The 19,149-nt window shown below is 59.2% G+C and carries 23 protein-coding genes; 5 read left to right on the forward strand and 18 right to left on the reverse strand.

All coding sequences use genetic code 11. The annotated features are described in order from the left end of the window. Positions 1-12 precede the first annotated feature (12 nt). The 7 genes from thiO to JQF37_RS06870 are packed head-to-tail and all read right to left on the reverse strand — an operon-like array spanning position 13 to position 4,107. A complete protein-coding gene (gene thiO / locus JQF37_RS06840; RefSeq protein ID WP_204149578.1) occupies positions 13-1,113 on the reverse strand; it encodes a glycine oxidase ThiO in 1,101 nt (366 codons plus the stop codon). Positions 1,114-1,170: 57 nt separating this feature from the next. After that, positions 1,171-1,572, reverse strand: a complete 402-nt coding sequence (locus JQF37_RS06845) for a type IV pilin protein (protein WP_130204807.1) — start codon at positions 1,570-1,572, stop codon at positions 1,171-1,173. A gap of 14 nt (positions 1,573-1,586) precedes the next feature. After that, the gene (locus JQF37_RS06850) at positions 1,587-2,000 is read right to left on the reverse strand and encodes a hypothetical protein (protein ID WP_130204805.1); all 414 of its coding nucleotides are present in this window, start codon (positions 1,998-2,000) and stop codon (positions 1,587-1,589) included. Beyond that, on the reverse strand, positions 1,987-2,466 hold the full coding sequence (locus JQF37_RS06855) for a PilX N-terminal domain-containing pilus assembly protein (RefSeq protein WP_130204803.1): 480 nt from the start codon (positions 2,464-2,466) through the stop codon (positions 1,987-1,989). Before JQF37_RS06855 ends, JQF37_RS06850 begins: the two co-directional genes overlap by 14 nt. A gap of 11 nt (positions 2,467-2,477) precedes the next feature. Next, entirely contained in the window at positions 2,478-3,191 is a 714-nt protein-coding gene (locus tag JQF37_RS06860) for a prepilin-type N-terminal cleavage/methylation domain-containing protein (RefSeq protein WP_130204801.1), read from the reverse strand. Continuing rightward, complete coding sequence (gene pilV / locus JQF37_RS06865) at positions 3,188-3,637, reverse strand: type IV pilus modification protein PilV (RefSeq protein WP_130204799.1); 450 nt, start codon at positions 3,635-3,637, stop codon at positions 3,188-3,190. The genes JQF37_RS06860 and pilV overlap by 4 nt, the downstream gene beginning before the upstream one ends. Beyond that, positions 3,634-4,107, reverse strand: a complete 474-nt coding sequence (locus JQF37_RS06870; RefSeq protein WP_130204797.1) for a GspH/FimT family pseudopilin — start codon at positions 4,105-4,107, stop codon at positions 3,634-3,636. Before JQF37_RS06870 ends, pilV begins: the two co-directional genes overlap by 4 nt. A gap of 130 nt (positions 4,108-4,237) precedes the next feature. Here JQF37_RS06870 and JQF37_RS06875 point away from each other — a divergent pair, with 130 nt between their 5' ends. Continuing rightward, the gene (locus tag JQF37_RS06875; RefSeq protein ID WP_130204795.1) at positions 4,238-4,789 is read left to right on the forward strand and encodes a GspH/FimT family pseudopilin; all 552 of its coding nucleotides are present in this window, start codon (positions 4,238-4,240) and stop codon (positions 4,787-4,789) included. On the opposite strand, the gene ispH is transcribed toward JQF37_RS06875, so the two are convergent. The 6 genes from ispH to murJ all read right to left on the reverse strand — a co-directional run bounded on the left by ispH (position 4,758) and on the right by murJ (position 12,245). Further along, a complete protein-coding gene (gene ispH, locus JQF37_RS06880) occupies positions 4,758-5,705 on the reverse strand; it encodes a 4-hydroxy-3-methylbut-2-enyl diphosphate reductase (protein ID WP_047533422.1) in 948 nt (315 codons plus the stop codon). The two genes, JQF37_RS06875 and ispH, sit on opposite strands and share 32 nt — an antisense overlap. A gap of 139 nt (positions 5,706-5,844) precedes the next feature. Next, the gene (gene fkpB / locus JQF37_RS06885; RefSeq protein ID WP_172435403.1) at positions 5,845-6,282 is read right to left on the reverse strand and encodes an FKBP-type peptidyl-prolyl cis-trans isomerase; all 438 of its coding nucleotides are present in this window, start codon (positions 6,280-6,282) and stop codon (positions 5,845-5,847) included. A 7-nt stretch (positions 6,283-6,289) separates the two neighbouring features. After that, positions 6,290-6,802 (reverse strand): signal peptidase II, encoded by a 513-nt coding sequence (gene lspA, locus JQF37_RS06890; RefSeq protein WP_130204791.1) that lies wholly within the window; start codon positions 6,800-6,802, stop codon positions 6,290-6,292. Further along, positions 6,795-9,626: an isoleucine--tRNA ligase gene (gene ileS / locus JQF37_RS06895; RefSeq protein WP_130204789.1), complete on the reverse strand. Its 2,832-nt coding sequence runs from the start codon at positions 9,624-9,626 to the stop codon at positions 6,795-6,797. Before ileS ends, lspA begins: the two co-directional genes overlap by 8 nt. Beyond that, positions 9,627-10,577, reverse strand: a complete 951-nt coding sequence (ribF, locus tag JQF37_RS06900; protein ID WP_008058292.1) for a bifunctional riboflavin kinase/FAD synthetase — start codon at positions 10,575-10,577, stop codon at positions 9,627-9,629. 129 nt (positions 10,578-10,706) lie between these two features. Next, positions 10,707-12,245, reverse strand: coding sequence for a murein biosynthesis integral membrane protein MurJ (gene murJ / locus JQF37_RS06905; protein ID WP_130204787.1), 1,539 nt, complete (start codon positions 12,243-12,245; stop codon positions 10,707-10,709). 387 nt (positions 12,246-12,632) lie between these two features. Here murJ and rpsT point away from each other — a divergent pair, with 387 nt between their 5' ends. After that, positions 12,633-12,911 (forward strand): 30S ribosomal protein S20, encoded by a 279-nt coding sequence (gene rpsT, locus JQF37_RS06910; protein WP_020798646.1) that lies wholly within the window; start codon positions 12,633-12,635, stop codon positions 12,909-12,911. Positions 12,912-13,105: 194 nt separating this feature from the next. Here rpsT and JQF37_RS06915 read toward each other — a convergent pair whose 3' ends face one another. From JQF37_RS06915 to rplU, 5 genes are all read right to left on the reverse strand, one after another. After that, positions 13,106-13,570, reverse strand: coding sequence for a CreA family protein (locus tag JQF37_RS06915; RefSeq protein WP_008022496.1), 465 nt, complete (start codon positions 13,568-13,570; stop codon positions 13,106-13,108). Positions 13,571-13,582: 12 nt separating this feature from the next. Beyond that, positions 13,583-14,701, reverse strand: a complete 1,119-nt coding sequence (gene proB, locus JQF37_RS06920) for a glutamate 5-kinase (protein ID WP_130204884.1) — start codon at positions 14,699-14,701, stop codon at positions 13,583-13,585. A 134-nt stretch (positions 14,702-14,835) separates the two neighbouring features. Next, positions 14,836-16,059: an Obg family GTPase CgtA gene (gene cgtA / locus JQF37_RS06925; protein ID WP_130204785.1), complete on the reverse strand. Its 1,224-nt coding sequence runs from the start codon at positions 16,057-16,059 to the stop codon at positions 14,836-14,838. 197 nt (positions 16,060-16,256) lie between these two features. Next, positions 16,257-16,514, reverse strand: a complete 258-nt coding sequence (rpmA, locus tag JQF37_RS06930; protein WP_003281574.1) for a 50S ribosomal protein L27 — start codon at positions 16,512-16,514, stop codon at positions 16,257-16,259. A 35-nt stretch (positions 16,515-16,549) separates the two neighbouring features. Further along, entirely contained in the window at positions 16,550-16,864 is a 315-nt protein-coding gene (gene rplU / locus JQF37_RS06935; protein ID WP_003176051.1) for a 50S ribosomal protein L21, read from the reverse strand. A 240-nt stretch (positions 16,865-17,104) separates the two neighbouring features. Between rplU and JQF37_RS06940 the strand changes: the two genes are divergently transcribed. The 3 genes from JQF37_RS06940 (at position 17,105) to JQF37_RS06950 (ending at position 19,078) form a co-directional block, all read left to right on the forward strand. After that, positions 17,105-18,073: a polyprenyl synthetase family protein gene (locus JQF37_RS06940; RefSeq protein ID WP_047533460.1), complete on the forward strand. Its 969-nt coding sequence runs from the start codon at positions 17,105-17,107 to the stop codon at positions 18,071-18,073. Positions 18,074-18,278: 205 nt separating this feature from the next. Continuing rightward, on the forward strand, positions 18,279-18,620 hold the full coding sequence (locus JQF37_RS06945; RefSeq protein ID WP_047533463.1) for a zinc ribbon domain-containing protein YjdM: 342 nt from the start codon (positions 18,279-18,281) through the stop codon (positions 18,618-18,620). A gap of 200 nt (positions 18,621-18,820) precedes the next feature. Next, positions 18,821-19,078, forward strand: a complete 258-nt coding sequence (locus JQF37_RS06950; RefSeq protein ID WP_130204783.1) for a hypothetical protein — start codon at positions 18,821-18,823, stop codon at positions 19,076-19,078. The last annotated feature ends 71 nt before the right edge of the window (positions 19,079-19,149 follow it).

A 19,149-nucleotide genomic window follows, 5' to 3' on the forward strand; every position in this document is an offset into this window, starting at 1 on the left:
CTTGATCTTGTCTCAGATCCGACCGGTCGGCGCATAGGGTGCAGGATCGATAATCGGCTCACGCCCCAACATCACATCAGCGAACAACTGACACGACGCCGGCGCCAGTACCAGACCGTTGCGGTAGTGCCCGCAGTTGAGCCACAACCCATCAAATCCAGGCACCCGACCAATATAAGGAATGCCTTCCGGCGAACCTGGGCGCAATCCGGCCCAATGCCCCACCACTTCAGCATCCGCCAGTGCCGGAATCAGCTCCACCGCCGACGCCTTGAGGCTCTCCAGAGCCGACTCGGTCGGCGTCTTGTCATAGCCTTCATGCTCCAGGGTACTGCCAATCAGAATGTGTCCGTCGCGCCGCGGAATCGCGTAACGCCCCTTGGCCAGCACCATGCTCGGCAGAAAGTCAGCGGCGCACTTGTAGAGAATCATCTGGCCCTTTACCGGCTCGACCGGCAACTCCAGCCCCAACCCCTTGAGCAAGTCGCCGCTCCAGGCGCCCGCCGTCAGGACCACCTGATCCGCATGGACACTCCCTGTCGAGGTGTGCACGCCAACGACTTTATCGCCTTCACGGATAAACCCGCTGACTTCACACTGCTCGTGGATCGTCACGTTCGGCAGCGCCGACAACGCAGTCTTGAGCGACTTCACCAGCCGTGGATTGCGCACGTTGGCCACATCAGCCATGTAGATCGCCCGGGAAAAACCGCCGCCCAGCACCGGCACTGCATCGTGTGCCGCCGAGATATCCACAGCCCGCAATGGACGGTTCTCTCGTGCAGCCCACGCCAGCGCCTCGGCCTCGTCATCCAGATCCAGCCAGTACAGACCGGTGATGTGCACCTCGGGATCAACCCCGGTGGCCGCAAACAGGCGCTCACCCAGCTGTGGATAAAAATCCTGGGACCAATGGGCCAGTGCCGTGACCGCCGGGCTGTAACGCCATGGATAAAGCGGCGAAACGATCCCGCCGCCTGCCCAGGACGATTCCTGGCCCACGTTCGAGCGATCCAGCAGCACAACGCTCTGCACTTCGGACGCGAGATTGAATGCCGTCAGCAGCCCGATTACCCCGCCACCGACAATCACCACTTGCTGTTGCGTGCTCATGTTCTGATCCAACCGATAAATAGACAGTGGACGCAAAGGGGCGTCCGAAAAGGAAACTCAGCGACCCCAGCAATCCTTGGCGGTCAGGCCAGCCGTGGCGTTGACCATGCCACGGACACCGGTATTGGTCATAGTGAAATCTCCGCACTTGTCCGCAGCCATGCTCGTGCCCGGCTTGCGCACCGCGGTCAGCAGGAACGTCTGATCCGTCAGGGTTGGGGTAATGGTGTAGTAATCGTTGCCGGCGCTAAGACCGGTGGCATCGGTGTAGGCATTCTTTTGCGAATAGAAGCGCTCAAGGATTTGCGCCTGCTCGGAAAGCAGACTGGCCACTTCGGTACGGCGGCCCTTGTTCAGGTATTCGGTGAAGCTCGGGGCAGCAATGGTCATGACAATCCCGATGATTGCAATCACGATCATGATTTCGATCAGGGTAAAACCGCGGTTGGATCTGTGCATGCCTCAACTCTCACTTACTGAATTTGTCGCCACATGATGCGACGGCTGCCGCCGGATTTTTCCATCCCCGGGGTATCTTCGCCAATGGATTCGTGCGCAGCCGCACCATTGTCATCGGCGTCCCGGGGCGAATTTTCTCCGATGAAGGTCACGCCGTTCGAAAGCAAATCGTTACCGTCGACCACGCCATCGTCGTTGCTGTCGAGCATCTTAGCGCTGATCGCTTCGGGCAGCTTGAGGCAGATGGGTATCAACCCATGATTGTTGCGATAAAAACCGTACCAGTTGCCATTGGCCAGACAGGTTCGCCGGTCCAGCGCCGGTGAATCCGGCGGCGTGATGGCCTGGGCTGGCACCGACAGGGTCAGCGCGACGATCACACCGCACAACAACCGCGAGAACCTGGCAGGCCGCTCAGTACTTGGCATAAATGCTCTCCACCACACTACGAGAATGGCCCGCGATGCCTACCGCCGTTATCCGATACAAGGTTGCCTGTGTATTGATCGGCACATTCACGGCATCGCGGCTGACGCCGATGTTTTGCACGCCATAAAAGCCCTTGCCCGACGCCACCCACATCACCCCGGAGGTAGCGTTGAAACCCGCAGAAGTAACAGTCAGCGACTCGGCCGGTGGAGCGCATTGAAGGTGACCGCTGCACTCCGGCAGCGCAAAACCGCTGCGTTGCACCGCGCTTTCGCCCACCCGCAATGCAGCCTCGGCGCCTTGAAACGACTGATTGCGCAGGCTCACGCTGCCGGCCATTTTTTCCTGCAGGGTGGCGTTCTGCATCGAAGAGATACCTATCAGCGTCAGCAACAACAGGAATACCAGGCTGACCAGCAACGCCATGCCGCGCTGGTGATAAGCAATCACGGATGAAAAATTCATCGCCCTTCCCTTCATGGCAGGCGATTGCGCAGAGCGGCAACCACGTTGAAGGTTTGATCGCTCACCCGATGGTGAGGATCGAAGAGCGTCAGGCTCAGCCGCACGCTGCGAATGCGTGCCGGGTCAGACGGATTGCTGCTATAGCTGGACGCGGCGATGTCTGTGGCAGAGCTGGCAATGCCAAAGCTCACGTCGAAGGCTTTGACGTTATCCACCAGCGTCTGCCGGCGCTGTGCGCCACTGCCGACGGCAATCGTCAGCTGATCCTGTCTCAAGCCATAGGCTATCCGCCGGATCGGAAATGCCAGTTGGCCGGGACCCGGCGTACGCGACTCACTGTAAGCCGTCGCACGGGTCCGACAATCGGAGACCACGGTCCATGTCGGTGTTCCCCCGTTGCTGCCAACATCCGCCGTCACCAGCGTCAGGCTTTGGCGGGCACTGTCCCAACTGATCGGCGTTATCCGACTGGCATTGAAATCACCCGCCGAACTCTCAGCGGTAATGCTCTCCAGACAGCCGAACATGCCGACCATACGGATTTCCTGAATCATTTTGCTCAACACGAAACGCGCATCTTCCTGCATCGCGGCAGCGGCGTTCTGACTGACGTAGGTGTTTTTGGCGGCGATGAACACCTGCACCACGCCCAACACCACAACCAGGCTCAACGCCAGGGCGATGAGCAATTCGATCAGGCCGAACCCTCGACTGGACTCCTTCATGGCGCGCCCACCGGGTCAACTGTGGCCCGGCTGCTCAGGACGAAGCTGCGACGGGAATCGGCGCTGTTGGCGGCCCGCGAGTCGTCCCAGGTAATGGTGATGGTGTACACGCCCTGATTGAGGCTGACGCTGCCGGTCGCACTGGCGCCGCCAAAACTGATGATGTTGCGGGTGAAATCGTAGAGGTCCTGGTCCCGGGCGACGCTCAGATTGCCCGAGGTCGGTGGTGTAACGGTGTAGTCGGCGGCCGCATTGGCGCGAATGCGGTCCATCATGTCGTAGGCGATAAAACTGGCCTGGCTGGTCATGCGCGCACTGTCCGTGTACTTGAGTGCATTCAGCTGCAATGCCGCCGCCCCCAACAGACCCACGCTCAGAATCAACAATGCAACCAGGACCTCGATCAGTGTCATGCCCTCCTGTGCACCTTTGCGCCATTGCCTCATCCGCAACTTCCACCCAATAGAATTCGTCCGTTCAAACACAGGTTCAGCGTCCTGCTTTGCGCGCCCAATACATAACTGATCACCACCGCCGTAGACGGTGACGACAACCCTCCCAGATTGTTGAAATCGATGGCCGACACCCCCGAGGTTAGCGTCAGCGTCGCGCCACTGCTCATCGCCGGCACAACCCGTAATACATTCGCCGGCGTACTGGTTCCGTCATACACCGACAACTCCCCGGTCCATGCGCTGCCACCCGCCGTCGGGCGCACGCGGGTCGTCACTCCGCGATTGATCGCCTCCAGTCGCGCGAAATTAAGAGCATGTTGCAGATCACCGATCTCGGTATCGGCCCTGGTGATTTGCGCCGAACGCGTAAACGCCGGCACGGCCAGAGCGATCAGGACCAGAAAGACCGCAATCGCCACCAGCAACTCCAGCAACGTGAAACCTTTTGAACGATGTTCCATCGCTGCCCTCTGCTGCCGTTGGCTATACCTGCTGTTGCTCGCCAGAACATGCGACCGCGAAAACCCGGTTGCATTGCCATCGCCCGCGCATGGATTGCTCGGCTGAGAAAATTTCAGGGAGGGAAATGTCATGCATCAGCGCGGCTTCAGCCTGATCGAACTGCTCATGGGACTGACAATTGTCGGGATTGTTCTGCACTTGGTCAGTCCGGCGTTTGCGGCACTGTCAGAGTCGACCTATCGCGAGGAGACGGCCAAGTCACTTGCCAGCGGTATGCGCAGTGCAAGAGTTGCCGCGATCACACGAAACCAGTCCGTCGTCATTCACGGCATAAACGATGACTGGAGCCAGGGCTGGCGAATCGTTCTGGATGTCAGCGGCAAGGGGCATGAGGACATCAGCAACCCGCTGCTGATGGAGCACCGAAGCGGCACGCGAGTGCCGGTGTTCGGCAATCTATATGTCAAGACGTCGGTTCGCTTCAGCCATTTGGGCGAACCGGCGAGCAAAGGCTTTCAATCGGGGACGTTACACGTTTGCGCCACCCGCAAACCGGTGAGCCGGCACCAGCTGGTGCTGGCGTCCAGCGGCCGCGTCAGCCTGCGCAGCGATAAAGCTGAACAGGCATTATGCGCAGGGGGGAGCGGAATCAGAGCAGGGAACGAACGCGCAACTCTTTAGGCATGGAGAACGTGATGTTCTCCTCGCGACCGGCCAGTTCATCAGCACCGGTAGCCCCCCAGGCTTGCAACTGCTGGATTACGCCACGCACCAGGACTTCCGGCGCAGAAGCGCCCGCCGTGATGCCGATGCGCTCGACGCCGTCGAACCAGCTCTTTTGCAGGTCTTCAGCACCGTCAATCAGGTAGGCCGGGGTCGCCATGCGCTCGGCGAGCTCACGCAGGCGATTGGAGTTGGAGCTGTTCGGACTGCCAACCACCAACACGACATCACATTCGTCGGCCAGTTGCTTGACCGCATCCTGACGGTTTTGCGTGGCGTAGCAGATGTCGTCCTTGCGCGGACCACCGATGGCCGGGAACCGCGTACGCAGGGCGTCGATGACACGGCTGGTATCGTCCATGGACAGGGTGGTCTGGGTGACGAAAGCCAGTTTCTCGGGGTTGTGCACTTGCAGTTCGGCGACGTCTTTTTCGTCCTCGACCAAATAGATCGCACCACCATTGCTGGCGTCGTATTGGCCCATGGTGCCTTCGACTTCCGGGTGACCGGCGTGGCCGATAAGAATGCATTCGCGACCGTCGCGGCTGTAGCGCGCCACTTCGATGTGCACCTTGGTCACCAGTGGGCAGGTGGCGTCGAACACTTTCAGGCCCCGGCCGGCAGCTTCAGTGCGAACGGCCTGGGAAACACCGTGGGCACTGAAGATCACGATCACATCGTCCGGCACCTGATCCAGTTCCTCGACGAAAATCGCCCCGCGCGCGCGCAGGTCTTCGACAACGAATTTGTTATGGACCACTTCGTGGCGTACGTAGATCGGCGGACCGAACACTTCCAGGGCGCGGTTGACGATTTCGATCGCGCGGTCCACACCGGCGCAGAAGCCACGGGGGTTGGCGAGTTTGATTTGCATGCTGTGCCTCGTGTCTTGCCCTGTAGGAGTGAGCCCGCTCGCGATGGGCGTCAATGACAACGCGATCATTCTGAATGAAAGCGGTGTCTTTGAGTCCTTCGCGAGCGGGCTCGCTCCTACAACGGGCCGGTTTGGTCAGTTACAGCGCTTTGACGGAAATGATTTCCACGTCAAAGGTCAGCGTCTTGCCTGCCAGCGGGTGGTTGAAGTCGATGGTCACTTGAGCATCATCGAACTCTTTGACCACACCTGGCAATTCAGTATTGGCCGCATCATTAAAGATCACCAACAGACCAGGCGACAGCTCCATGTCCTGGAACTGAGAGCGCGGAATGATCTGTACGTTTTGCGGGTTGGGCTGGCCGAAGGCGTTTTCCGGCTCGATGCTCAGAGTACGCTTGTCGCCAGCCTTGAAACCGAACAACGCCGCTTCGAAACCTGGCAACAGGTTGCCGTCACCGACCTTGAAGGTCGCCGGGGCTTTGTCGAAGGTGCTGTCCACCGTGTCGCCATTCTCCAGGCGCAATGCGAAATGCAAGGTGACTTCCGTGTTCTGGCCAATGCGTTGCTCAGCCAATACCTGTTCAGTCATGAACGGCTTCTCCGGTCTTTTTACTTTTGAACATATCCAGTGCCAGCATCACGGCACCGACGGTAATTGCACTGTCGGCAAAGTTGAACGCCGGGAAATACCAGCGGTTCTGCCAATGCACCAGGATGAAATCGATCACATGCCCCAAGGCAATGCGGTCATACAGATTGCCCAACGCACCACCGAGCACCAACGCCAGGGCGATGGCCAGCCAGGTTTCGTTGCGCCCCAGGCGCTTGAGCCAGACCACCAGCACCGCACTGACCACCACCGCGATCAGTGCAAACAGCCAGCGCTGCCAACCGGAACTGTCAGCCAGGAAACTGAACGCCGCGCCAGTGTTGTAGGCCAGGGTCCAACTGAAGTAATCGGGGATCACCACGATTTGCTGGTACATCGCAAGCTTGCCTTCGAAGTAGAACTTGCTGGCCTGGTCGATGACCAGGACCAGCAAACTCAACCAGAGCCAGCTCAGCCGTCCGAAACGGCCAATGGCATTAGGCATAGTGACGAACCTCGCCAGCGCCGCTGATGTTGTCGACGCAACGACCGCAGATTTCCGGATGCTCCGGATTCACGCCGACGTCTTCACGGCAGTGCCAGCAACGGGCGCACTTGGCGAAGGCCGACTTGACGATCTTCAACTTCAGGCCGCTGACTTCGGTGACCACTGCATCGGCCGGCGCCTGCACGAATGGTGCGACGCTGGCGGTGGAGGTGATCAGCACGAAACGCAGTTCGTTGCTCAGCTTGGCCAGGTCGGCGCTCAGCGCGTCTTCGGCGAACAGCGTCACTTCAGCCTGCAGGTTGCCACCGACGGCTTTCGCCGCGCGCTGGATTTCCATCTCTTTGTTGACCGCCACCTTCACTTCCATGATGCGATCCCAGTAGGCGCGACCGAGCTCGAAACCTTCCGGCAATTCGGTCAGGCCTTCGTACCAGGTATTGAGCATCACCGATTCGTTGCGCTCGCCCGGCAGGTATTGCCACAGCTCGTCGGCGGTGAACGCCAGGATCGGCGCGATCCAGCGCACCAGCGCTTCGGAGATGTGGAACAGCGCGGTCTGGCACGAACGACGGGCCTTGCTGTCGGCGCCGGTGGTGTACTGGCGGTCCTTGATGATGTCCAGGTAGAAACCGCCCAGCTCCTGCACGCAGAAGTTGTGGATCTTGGAGTAGACGTTCCAGAAGCGGTACTCGCCGTAGTGCTCTTGCAGCTCGCGTTGCAGCAGCAAGGTGCGGTCCACGGCCCAACGGTCCAGTGCCAGCATTTCGTCGGCCGGCAGCAGGTCGGTGGCCGGGTTGAAGCCGGTCAGGTTCGAGAGCAGGAAGCGCGCGGTGTTACGGATACGCCGGTAGGCGTCCGCACTGCGTTGCAGGATCTGCTCGGAAACCGCCATTTCGCCCGAATAATCGGTCGACGCGACCCACAGGCGCATGATGTCCGCACCCAGGGTGTCGTTGACTTTCTGCGGTGCAATGACGTTGCCCAAGGACTTGGACATCTTGCGGCCGGACTCGTCGACGGTGAAACCGTGGGTCAGCAATTCGCGGTACGGCGCGTGGTTGTCGATGGCGCAACCGGTCAGCAGCGACGAGTGGAACCAGCCACGGTGCTGGTCCGAGCCTTCCAGGTACAGGTCGGCGCGTGGCCCGGTTTCGTGGCCCATCGGGTGCGAGCCGCGCAGGACGTGCCAATGCGTGGTGCCCGAGTCGAACCAGACGTCCAGGGTGTCGCTGATCTTGTCGTACTGTGGCGCTTCATCACCGAGCAGCTCGGCGGCATCCAGCTTGAACCAGGCTTCGATGCCTTCGACTTCGACGCGCTTGGCGACTTCTTCCATCAGTTCGACGGTACGTGGGTGCAGCTCGCCGCTTTCCTTGTTCAGGAAGAACGGGATCGGTACACCCCAGTTGCGCTGACGGGAGATGCACCAGTCCGGACGGTTGGCGATCATCGAGTGCAGTCGCGCCTGGCCCCAGGCCGGCACGAACTTGGTGTCTTCGATGGCTTTGAGCGAGCGCTGGCGCAGGGTGTCGCCGGTGGTTGGCTGCTTGTCCATGCCGATGAACCACTGCGCGGTGGCGCGGTAGATCAATGGCGTCTTGTGGCGCCAGCAGTGCATGTAGCTGTGCTCGATGATGGTGGTGTGCAGCAGCGCACCCACTTCGCTCAGCTTGTCGACGATGGCCGGGTTGGCCTTCCAGATGAACTGGCCGCCGAAGAATTCCAGCGATGGCACATAAACGCCGTTGCTTTGTACCGGATTGAGGATGTCGTCGTTGACCATGCCGTATTTCTTGCACGTCACGAAGTCGTCGACGCCGTAGGCCGGTGCAGAGTGAACCACGCCAGTACCGGCGCCCAGTTCGACGTAATCAGCCAGGTAAACCGGCGACAGACGGTCGTAGAACGGGTGACGGAAATTGATCAGCTCCAGGTCGGAACCGGTGGCGGTGGCGATCACCGAGCCTTCCAGCGAGTAACGTGCCAGGCACGACTCGACCAGCTCTTCAGCCAGCACCAGCAATTTGTCGCCGACATCGACCAGGGCGTAGTTGAATTCCGGGTGAACGTTCAGCGCCTGGTTGGCCGGGATGGTCCACGGGGTGGTGGTCCAGATCACGATCGAAGCCGGTTTGGCCAGCGATGGCAGACCGAATGCGGCAGCCAGCTTGGCTTCATCGGCAATCGGGAAGGCCACGTCGATGGTCGAGGACTTCTTGTTCTCGTACTCGACTTCCGCTTCGGCCAGGGCCGAGCCGCAATCGAAGCACCAGTTCACGGGCTTGAGGCCCTTGAACACGAAACCGCCCTTGACGATTTCTGCCAGGGCGCGGATTTCACCGGCCTCGTTCTTGAAGTCCATGGTCTTGTAGGGGTTGGCGAAATCGCCCAACACGCCCAGACGGATGAATTCGGACTTCTGGCCTTCGATCTGCTCGGTGGCATACGCACGGCAGAGTTCACGGGTCTTGTCCGCGCCCAGGTTCTTGCCGTGGGTCACTTCGACTTTGTGCTCGATCGGCAGACCGTGGCAGTCCCAGCCCGGAACATAAGGCGCGTCAAAGCCCGACAGGGTCTTCGAGCGGATGATCATGTCCTTGAGAATCTTGTTCAGCGCATGACCGATGTGAATCGTGCCGTTGGCGTACGGAGGACCGTCGTGCAGTACGAACTTCGGACGATCCTTGCCAATCTCGCGCAACTTTCCGTACAGGCCAATACTGTCCCAGCGCTGCAGAATCTGCGGTTCGCGCTGTGGCAGGCCGGCCTTCATTGGGAAGGCGGTGTCCGGAAGGTTTAGCGTGGCTTTATAGTCGGTCATTTAAGGCTCTTCATTAGCGATTGGCGCTAGGTGCGACAGGGCACGGGCGGCGGCGACATCCGCATTGATCGCCGTCTTAAGCGCCTCCAGAGAGGCGAAACGCTGCTCTTCACGCAGCTTTTGGTGGAAAACCACCGTCATACGCCGGTCATACAGATCGCCGGCAAAATCTAAAAGATGTACTTCGAGGTGGGCTTTGCCATCTCCCTGGACCGTAGGTCGAACGCCGATATTGGCGACGCCTGGCCAGGTCTTGCCGTCGAGGTCGACGCTGACCAGGTAAACCCCGGTAAACGGCACGCGACGGCGCTTGAGTTGAATGTTGGCCGTTGGCGTACCCAACTGGCGCGCCAGTTTCTGGCCATGCAATACCCGACCGGCAATCCGGTACGGGCGACCGAGCAGACGTTCGGCAAGGGCAAAGTCTGCAGCGGCCAGCGCATTACGCACCTGGGTGCTGCTGACCCGGATACCGTCGAGTTCGACAGTCTGCGCCGCTTCGACGGTAAAGCCCTGCATGACGCCGGCCTGTTGCAGGAAATCGAAATCCCCTACCCGGTCACAGCCGAAACGGAAGTCGTCGCCGACTTCAAGATGCTGCACGCCCAAGCCATCCACCAGGATGGTGTCGACGAACTCGCTGGCGCTGAGCTTGCTCAGGCGCTGGTTGAAGGCGAGGCACAAGACCCGGTCAACGCCTTCGGCAGCGAGCAGCTGCAACTTGTCGCGCAGGCGTGCCAAACGGGCCGGTGCCGTGTCCGGCGCAAAAAACTCTCGCGGCTGCGGCTCGAAAATCACCACGCAGCTGGGCACGCCCAATTCAAGCGCACGCTCACGCAGTCGCGCCAGGATAGCCTGGTGGCCACGGTGTACACCGTCAAAGTTGCCAATAGTGGCGACACAGCCCCGATGCTGGGGGCGCAGATTGTGGAGGCCTCGAACCAGCTGCATAACGCGCTTCTTGCTCATAAAGTGGTCGATTATAACCACACCCGGCGGCCGACGACAGGCAACACCGTATCCCAAAGTGATCGAGCCGACAAAAACGCCGGCCCACCCGTGTTTATCGAGGCCTGGGCCTTAGCCCAATGCCTTGCGATTGAAGTCGCGCAAGCGAAAACCCATCAACACTAACATCCCGAAATAAGCCACCACACCGGCGACCACCAATGCCCCAAGGCGCAGGAACCGCTCGAGCATATGCCCTTGATCCCAGGCTGGCATAAAGTGCATCGCACCCAGCAACACGCCTGACATCACCGCCACCGCGATCACCAGCTTCAAGCCGAATACCCCCCAGCCCGGTTGTGGCTGGTACATCTGCTGCTTGCGCAGCTGATAGAAGAGCAACCCGGCGTTGATACAGGCACCACCACTGATGGCGAGCGCCAAACCAGCGTGAGCCAGCGGACCGATCAGCATGAGGTTGAACAGTTGGGTGATGATCAAGGTGAAAATTGCGATCTTTACCGGCGTGCGGATGTTTTGTTGCGCATAAAAGCCCGGTGCCAGCACTTTAATCACGATGATCCCGAGCAACCCGACCGAATAGGCGATCAACGCACGCTGGGTCATGGCCGCATCAAATGCATTGAATTGACCGTACTGGAACAGCGAAACCGTCAACGGCTCGGCCAGAATCCCCAGCGCCAGGGAACATGGCAACACCAGCACGAAACACAGGCGCAGGCCCCAATCGAGGATTCGCGAATATTCATGGCGATCCTTGCTGGCGTAGGTCTTGGCCAGGGTCGGCAACAGGATCGTGCCCAATGCCACGCCCAGCACGCCGGATGGCAGCTCCATCAAACGGTCGGCGTAGTACATCCAGGACACTGAACCGGCGACCAGGAACGAAGCAAAAATGGTGTTGATGATCAGCGAGATCTGACTCACGGACACCCCGAGAATCGCCGGCAGCATCTGCTTCATGACCCGCCAGACCCCCGTATCACGCAGATTCAGGCGCGGCAGCACCAGCATGCCGATCTTTTTCAGGTGTGGCAGTTGATACAACAGCTGCGCCAGGCCGCCGGCCAGTACCGCCCAGCCCAGCGCCATCACCGGCGGGTCGAAGCACGGCGTCAGGAACACCGCAAAAATGATCATGCTGACGTTCAACAGGGTCGGCACAAAGGCCGGCACCGAAAAGCGGTTCCAGGTGTTGAGGATCGCGCCCGCCAGCGAGGACAGGGAAATCAGCAGGATGTAAGGAAAGGTCACCCGCAGCAGACTGGAGGTCAGCTCGAATTTTTCCGGCGTATCGGTAAAGCCCGGCGCCGTCACCCAGATGACCCAGGGGGCGGCAATCATCCCCAGCGCAGTCACCAGGGCCAGCACCAGCGTCAGCAGACCCGAGACGTAAGCAATGAACGTTCGCGTCGCCTCCTCGCCCTTCTGGCTTTTGTATTCGGCAAGAATCGGCACAAAAGCCTGGGAGAACGCGCCTTCCGCGAAGATACGCCGCAACAGATTGGGCAATTTGAAGGCGATGAAGAAGGCGTCGGTCGCCATTCCTGCACCAAATATGCGCGCAATGAGGGTGTCACGAACGAAGCCCAGGATCCGGGAAAGCATCGTGATAGAGCTGACGGCGGCTAACGATTTGAGCAGATTCATTGAAAGAGTTTGTGCCTGTCGATAAACAGCAGGCGAACTGAGCGCCTACTTATGCGATACTCCGCGCCGCAACAGCACAGAGCCAAAGCTCGCGAGTTTACAGGTCGCACGCCGGAAAGAAATATTCTGTGCCACCGACCTCATGAAAACGTGACGAGCGAAGGCAAGACAAGGCGAAAACAGGCGAGAAAGCGGAGTTGACGAACGTCAATGAGCATTTCGAGACTGTTTTCAACGCTGTATTGCCGAGCGCAGTAGTTTTCAAGGGGTTAGGACCTACCACTTAGCGGAACGTTTCCTCCGCCCTTGACAACACTTCAACTCATCGGCATGATTCGCGGCCTATTTTGATTGCTATTTCCTAAAAGTCTTTCGAGGAGCTCGACGGTGGCCAACTCACCTTCCGCCAAAAAACGTGCAAAACAGGCTGAGAAGCGTCGCAGCCACAACGCCAGCCTGCGTTCCATGGTTCGTACCTACATCAAGAATGTAGTTAAGGCCATCGACGCAAAAGACGCTGAAAAAGCTCAAGCTGCTTACGTTCTGGCCGTGCCAGTTATCGACCGTATGGCCGATAAAGGCATCATCCACAAGAACAAAGCCGCTCGTCATAAGAGCCGCCTGAATGGCCACGTCAAGGCCCTGAACGTTGCCGCTGCTGCCTAAGCGACACGCTCATTAAAAAACCGACCTCAGGGTCGGTTTTTTATTGCCTGCAATTTGATGAACACACAAAAAAACTGCAGGAGCGAGCCTGCTCGCGATGGGCGTCAACGATAACACGGGGCACCAGACAGCCCGCGTCGCCCACGCGTCCATCGCGAGCAGGCTCGCTCCTACAGAGTTCGACTTACATCAGGTTATTGAGCGTGGGCCCACGGCAAAATCGGAATCGCCGTGACGGCATTCTGCGGACTGCCCTCGATCAAGCGGTCGCTGTACACCAGATACACCAGCGTATTGCGCTTCTTGTCGAGGAAACGCACCACCTGCATGGTCTTGAAGACCAGCGAAGTGCGCTCCTTGAATACTTCGTCACCATCCTTCAGCTCACCCTTGAAGCTGATCGGCCCGACCTGCCGGCAAGCAATGGACGCTTCGGCGCGATCCTCGGCCAATCCAAGACCACCCTTCACACCGCCGGTCTTGGCGCGTGAGAGATAGCAGGTCACGCCATCGACCTTGGGATCATCAAAAGCCTCGACCACGATCCGGTCATTTGGCCCAACGAACTTGAACACCGTCGAGACCTGGCCGATTTCTTCCGCCGAAGCCAGCAAGGGCATCGCCAACAGCAAGCCCAACAATCCTTTTGCCACGCGCATGCAGATATTCCTTCAGACCAGAATCAGGTTATCGCGGTGAACCAGTTCCGGCTCTGCCATGTAACCCAACAGACCGACAATCGCCTCGGACGACTGACCGATGATTTTTTGTGCTTCCAGCGCACTGTAGTTGGCCAGGCCACGGGCGATTTCACGACCGTCCGGCGCCACGCACACCACCATCTCACCGCGACGGAAGCTACCCTGAACCAGCTTGACCCCGACCGGCAGCAAGCTCTTGTTGCCCTGGGACAACGCCACCACCGCCCCCTCATCCAGCACCAACGTGCCGCGGGTTTGCAGATGCCCGGCCAGCCATTGTTTGCGCGCCGCCAGCATGCCGCGCTCAGGCGAGAGCAAGGTGCCGATGCGCTCGCCCGCCTTCAGGCGATCCAGCACGCGCTCAAGGCGCCCGCCAACGATGATCGTATGAGCACCCGAACGCGCCGCCAGACGCGCCGCGCGCAATTTGGTCTGCATGCCGCCACGCCCCAGCGCACCACCAGTGCCACCCGCTACCGCATCAAGCGCAGGATCATCGGCACGCGCTTCGTAAATCAACTTGGCGTCGGGATTGTTGCGCGGGTCGGCGTCGAACATGCCATCGCGATCGGTCAGGATCACCAGCAGATCAGCCTCGACCAGGTTGGCCACCAGTGCCGCCAACGTATCGTTGTCGCCGAAACGGATTTCGTCGGTCACCACGGTGTCGTTCTCGTTGATCACCGGAATAACCTTCAGCTCCACCAGCGCACGCAAGGTACTGCGGGCATTCAGGTAGCGCTTGCGGTCGGACAGGTCGTCGTGAGTCAGGAGAATCTGCGCAGTGTGCAGACCATGCTCGGCGAAGCTCGATTCCCAGGCCTGCACCAGCCCCATCTGGCCGATTGCAGCGGCGGCCTGAAGCTCGTGCATTGCACTGGGTCGCGTAGTCCAGCCCAGACGGCTCATGCCGGCCGCTACTGCCCCGGAGGACACCAGCACCAGCTCGACGCCCGCCTCATGCAAGGCCACCATCTGCTCAACCCAGACACCCATTGCCGCGCGATCCAGGCCCTTGCCGTCCGCCGTCAGCAAAGCGCTGCCGATCTTCACGACCCAACGCTGCGCACCTGTCACCTTGCTCCGCATCATCTTCAACCTTAGCTTGAGGGCAGCGCGACCTGGCACTGCCCATGACGTTATTCGTGGCTATTCGTGACCAACCGATTTCCAGATACCAAAACGCCGCTCAATTGAGCGGCGCTTAAGTTTATCGCAACGAATCAGTCACGCACGTAAATGATTTCCGGACCGTCTTCGTCATCCACGTCTTCTTCGTCCCAATCATCGTCGCCGATGTCGTGGACCGACTTCACGCCGCTGCGACGCAGGGCACGCTGATCGTCCAGCGCTTGCAGCTGCGCACGCGCCTCATCTTCAATGCGCTGATCGAGCTCTGCCAGCTCCTCCCGGTAGGCGGGATCATTGGCCAGACGATCAGCACGATCTTCCAGATAACGCATGATGTCGTGGCACAAGCGCTCGGTGTTCTGCTTGGCGATGGCCGAGATCACATAGACCGGACCGGTCCACTCCAGGCGATCAACGATTTCCTTGACGCGCGCATCATGCTCTTCTTCAAGAATCTGGTCGCATTTGTTCAGGATCAACCAACGATCACGCTCAGCCAGGGACGGACTGAACTTGGTCAATTCATTAACGATGACTTCTGCGGCGTCCGGGGCACTGGTGTCATCCAGCGGCGCCATGTCGACGAGGTGCAACAGCAGGCGGGTACGCGACAAGTGCTTGAGGAAGCGAATACCCAGACCAGCGCCTTCGGAAGCACCTTCGATCAGACCCGGAATGTCCGCGACCACGAAGCTTTTCCAGCGATCGACGCTGACCACACCGAGGTTTGGCACCAGCGTGGTGAACGGGTAGTCGGCAACTTTCGGCTTGGCTGCCGATACCGAACGGATAAAGGTACTTTTGCCAGCGTTCGGCAAGCCCAGCAGACCCACATCCGCCAGCACTTTCATTTCCAGCTTGAGATCACGCTGCTCGCCCGGCTTGCCCGGCGTAGTCTGGCGCGGCGCACGGTTGGTACTGGACTTGAAACGCGTGTTACCCAGACCGTGCCAGCCACCATGGGCCACCAGCAACTTCTGGCCAGCCTTGGTCAGGTCGCCGATCACTTCCTGAGTCGCGGAATCGATCACGGTGGTGCCGACCGGCACACGTAGAACCAGATCCTCACCCTTCTTGCCGGTGCAGTCGGTACTGCCGCCGTTGGAGCCACGCTCGGCATCGAAGTGCCGGGTGTAACGGTAATCCACCAGGGTATTGAGGTTTTCGTCGGCGATCATGTAGACCGAGCCGCCATCACCACCATCACCACCGTTCGGACCACCGTTCTCGATGAATTTCTCGCGCCGGAAACTCATGCAACCGTTACCGCCGTCGCCAGCCTTTACTCGAATCGATACTTCATCAACAAACTTCATAACACAACGCCTCTCGCCATACGGACGAGCCGAAAAACACTAAGACATAAGACTCTTGCAAAAATGAGCGCAGCGACCTCAATCAACGACCGCCCAGTCCAGCGCGCCGACAGCCCATACAAACAGTTTTGCAAGAGACTCACCCCACAAACGAAAAAGCCCCGTCGCGAGACAGGGCTTTTCCAGCGATCGCGCAATTAAGCTGCGACTACGCTCACGTAACGACGACCGAAGGCGCCTTTTACTTCGAACTTGATCACGCCTTCGACTTTAGCGAAGAGGGTGTGATCTTTACCCATGCCAACGCCGTAGCCAGCGTGGAATTGGGTGCCGCGCTGACGCACGATGATGTTGCCTGCTTTGATAGCCTGGCCGCCATACATCTTCACGCCAAGGCGTTTGGCTTCTGAGTCGCGACCGTTACGGGTACTACCACCAGCTTTTTTGTGTGCCATGAGTTCAATTCTCCTAGTGAGGAATTAGGCTGAAATTAAGCCTGAATACCGGTGATTTTGATCTCGGTGTACCACTGGCGGTGGCCCATACGCTTCATGTGGTGCTTACGGCGACGGAACTTGATGATGCGGACTTTATCGTGACGACCTTGGGAGATCACTTCAGCCACAACGGTAGCGCCAGCAACAACTGGAGCACCGATATTCACGTCGTCACCGTTGGCAACCAACAGAACGCGATCAAAGGTAACGGATTCGCCGGTAGCGATTTCCAGTTTTTCGATCTTCAGGTATTCACCTGGGGCGACTTTGTACTGCTTGCCGCCAGTAACGATTACTGCATAAGACATGGTATTTCTCCGATAATCCTGCTCACCCAGCTCTTTATAAGAAGAGGTATTGGCTGGCATGGCTGCATGGGGCTGGAAGGCCCGCTTGCAATTGCGTAAGGCAGGTGCTGCCCAGGAAGTTCAGGGTGCGCGATTGTACGCAAGGCACGAGCGCCTTGCAATAGGCCGTCCATCGCGCCTTGACACCTGCCCACGTGGGTCCTAGCATGCCGCGCAACCCTTCTGGAGCAACTGTCGCTGATGCAACCCCAAGCTTTCTACCGCGCGGTGGCGGACGATTTTAGCGCCGTCGACGGCATCATCAAGAAGCAGCTGACTTCCCGAGTGCCGCTGGTATCGAAAATCGGCGATTACATCACCTCGGCCGGCGGCAAACGCCTGCGCCCTTTATTAGTGTTGTTGTGCGGCAAGGCACTGGGTCGCGAAGGCGATGACCTGCGCCTGCTGGCAGCCACCATCGAATTCCTGCATACAGCGACCCTGTTGCACGATGACGTGGTGGACATGTCCGGCATGCGCCGTGGTCGCTCGACCGCCAACGCGATGTGGGGCAACGCCCCCAGCGTGCTGGTGGGCGACTTCCTGTATTCGCGCTCCTTCGAAATGATGGTCGAGCTCGGCTCCATGCCGGTGATGAAGATCCTCTCGCAAGCCACGCGCATCATCGCCGAAGGCGAAGTGCTGCAGCTGTCGAAGGTCCGTGACGCCAGCACCACCGAAGAAACCTACATGGAAGTCATCCGCGGCAAGACCGCGATGCTCTTCGAGGCCTCGACCCACAGTGCCGCAGCCCTGTGCGAAGCCACGCCGGAGCAGGCTGAAGCCATGCGCACGTTCGGCGATCATCTGGGCGTAGCCTTCCAGCTGGTCGACGACTTGCTGGACTACAAGGGCGACGCAGAAACCCTGGGCAAGAACGTCGGTGACGATCTGGCCGAAGGCAAACCGACCCTGCCGCTGATCTACACCATGCGCGAGGGCACGCCGGAACAGGCTGCACTGGTGCGCAAGGCGATCCAGAAAGGGGGTATCGAAGACCTGGAAAGCATCCGCGAAGCCGTGGAAGCCTCGGGTTCCCTGGACTACACCGCGCAACTGGCCCGCGACTACGTGGCCCGCGCGATCAAATGCCTCGAGGCGCTGCCTGCCAGCGAATACCGCGATGCCCTGGTCGAGCTGAGCGAGTTCGCGGTCGCCCGCACGCACTGACAAACACCGCAAAACACTGTGGGAGCGAGCTTGCTCGCGATAGCGTCCTTTCAGACAACAACAATGTTGAATGCAAGTACCGAATCGCGAGCAAGCTCGCTCCCACAGGCTTGATCCCCACAGGTTTTCCTGCGCTGTGCCCGCTCCCGCCTAAAACCCTATATAATGTGCGCTTTTTAGCGATCCTGAATCCAAAGGAGCCTTAGTGAGCACGTTGCCACCCTGCCCGAAATGCAATTCCGAATACACCTACGAAGATGGCGCCCAACTGATTTGCCCCGAGTGCGCCCACGAATGGTCCGCCAACGGTGAAGCCGAAGCCGTGTCCGATGACACCGTTAAAAAGGATTCGGTCGGCAATGTGCTGCAGGACGGCGACACCATCACCGTGATCAAGGACCTCAAGGTCAAGGGCACATCCCTCGTGGTCAAGGTCGGCACCAAGGTCAAGAACATCCGCCTGTGCGATGGCGATCACGATATCGACTGCAAGATCGACGGTATCGGCCCGATGAAACTCAAATCCGAGTTCGTCAGAAAAGTCTGATTCCGCTGTATTCCATCCCGCGCCAAGCGTGGGATGGTGCTTCGCCCTCCCCCATCCCGCCGCTCTCGCAGTAGCCAGGCGCCAGCCGTTTTGACCTTGCGCAGTCTTTTCCCCGCAAAAACCACAATCCGTCGATAGACGCTTGCTATTCTGCTAATAAGAATTATTCTCATTGAAACCTTTTTCAATGGAGATGACACATGACTTATTTGATCGATGCCTGGCTGGACCGCCCACACCCTTACCTGCGAATCCTGCATCGGGAAACCGGGGAAGTCTGTGCGGTGCTTGAAGAGGAAGCCTTGAGCGAACTGCAGGATCAGGGTGATCTGGACGTCAATGGCCTGAGCTGCTGCGAGCCGATGGTGCTCAAGGAACTGGTGCGCAATCTGTTTCTGTTCTGCTATGCCCGGGCCTTGCGCCCGCACACTGAACCGCACCATAAAATCGAAGTATGAAATACGTAAAACACTGTAGGAGCGAGCTCGCTCGCGATGGTTGTTCAGGCAACGCGGGCATTCAGACAGCC

The sequence above is a fragment of the Pseudomonas sp. MIL9 genome (assembly GCF_016887925.1).
GTDB lineage: Bacteria > Pseudomonadota > Gammaproteobacteria > Pseudomonadales > Pseudomonadaceae > Aquipseudomonas > Aquipseudomonas mohnii.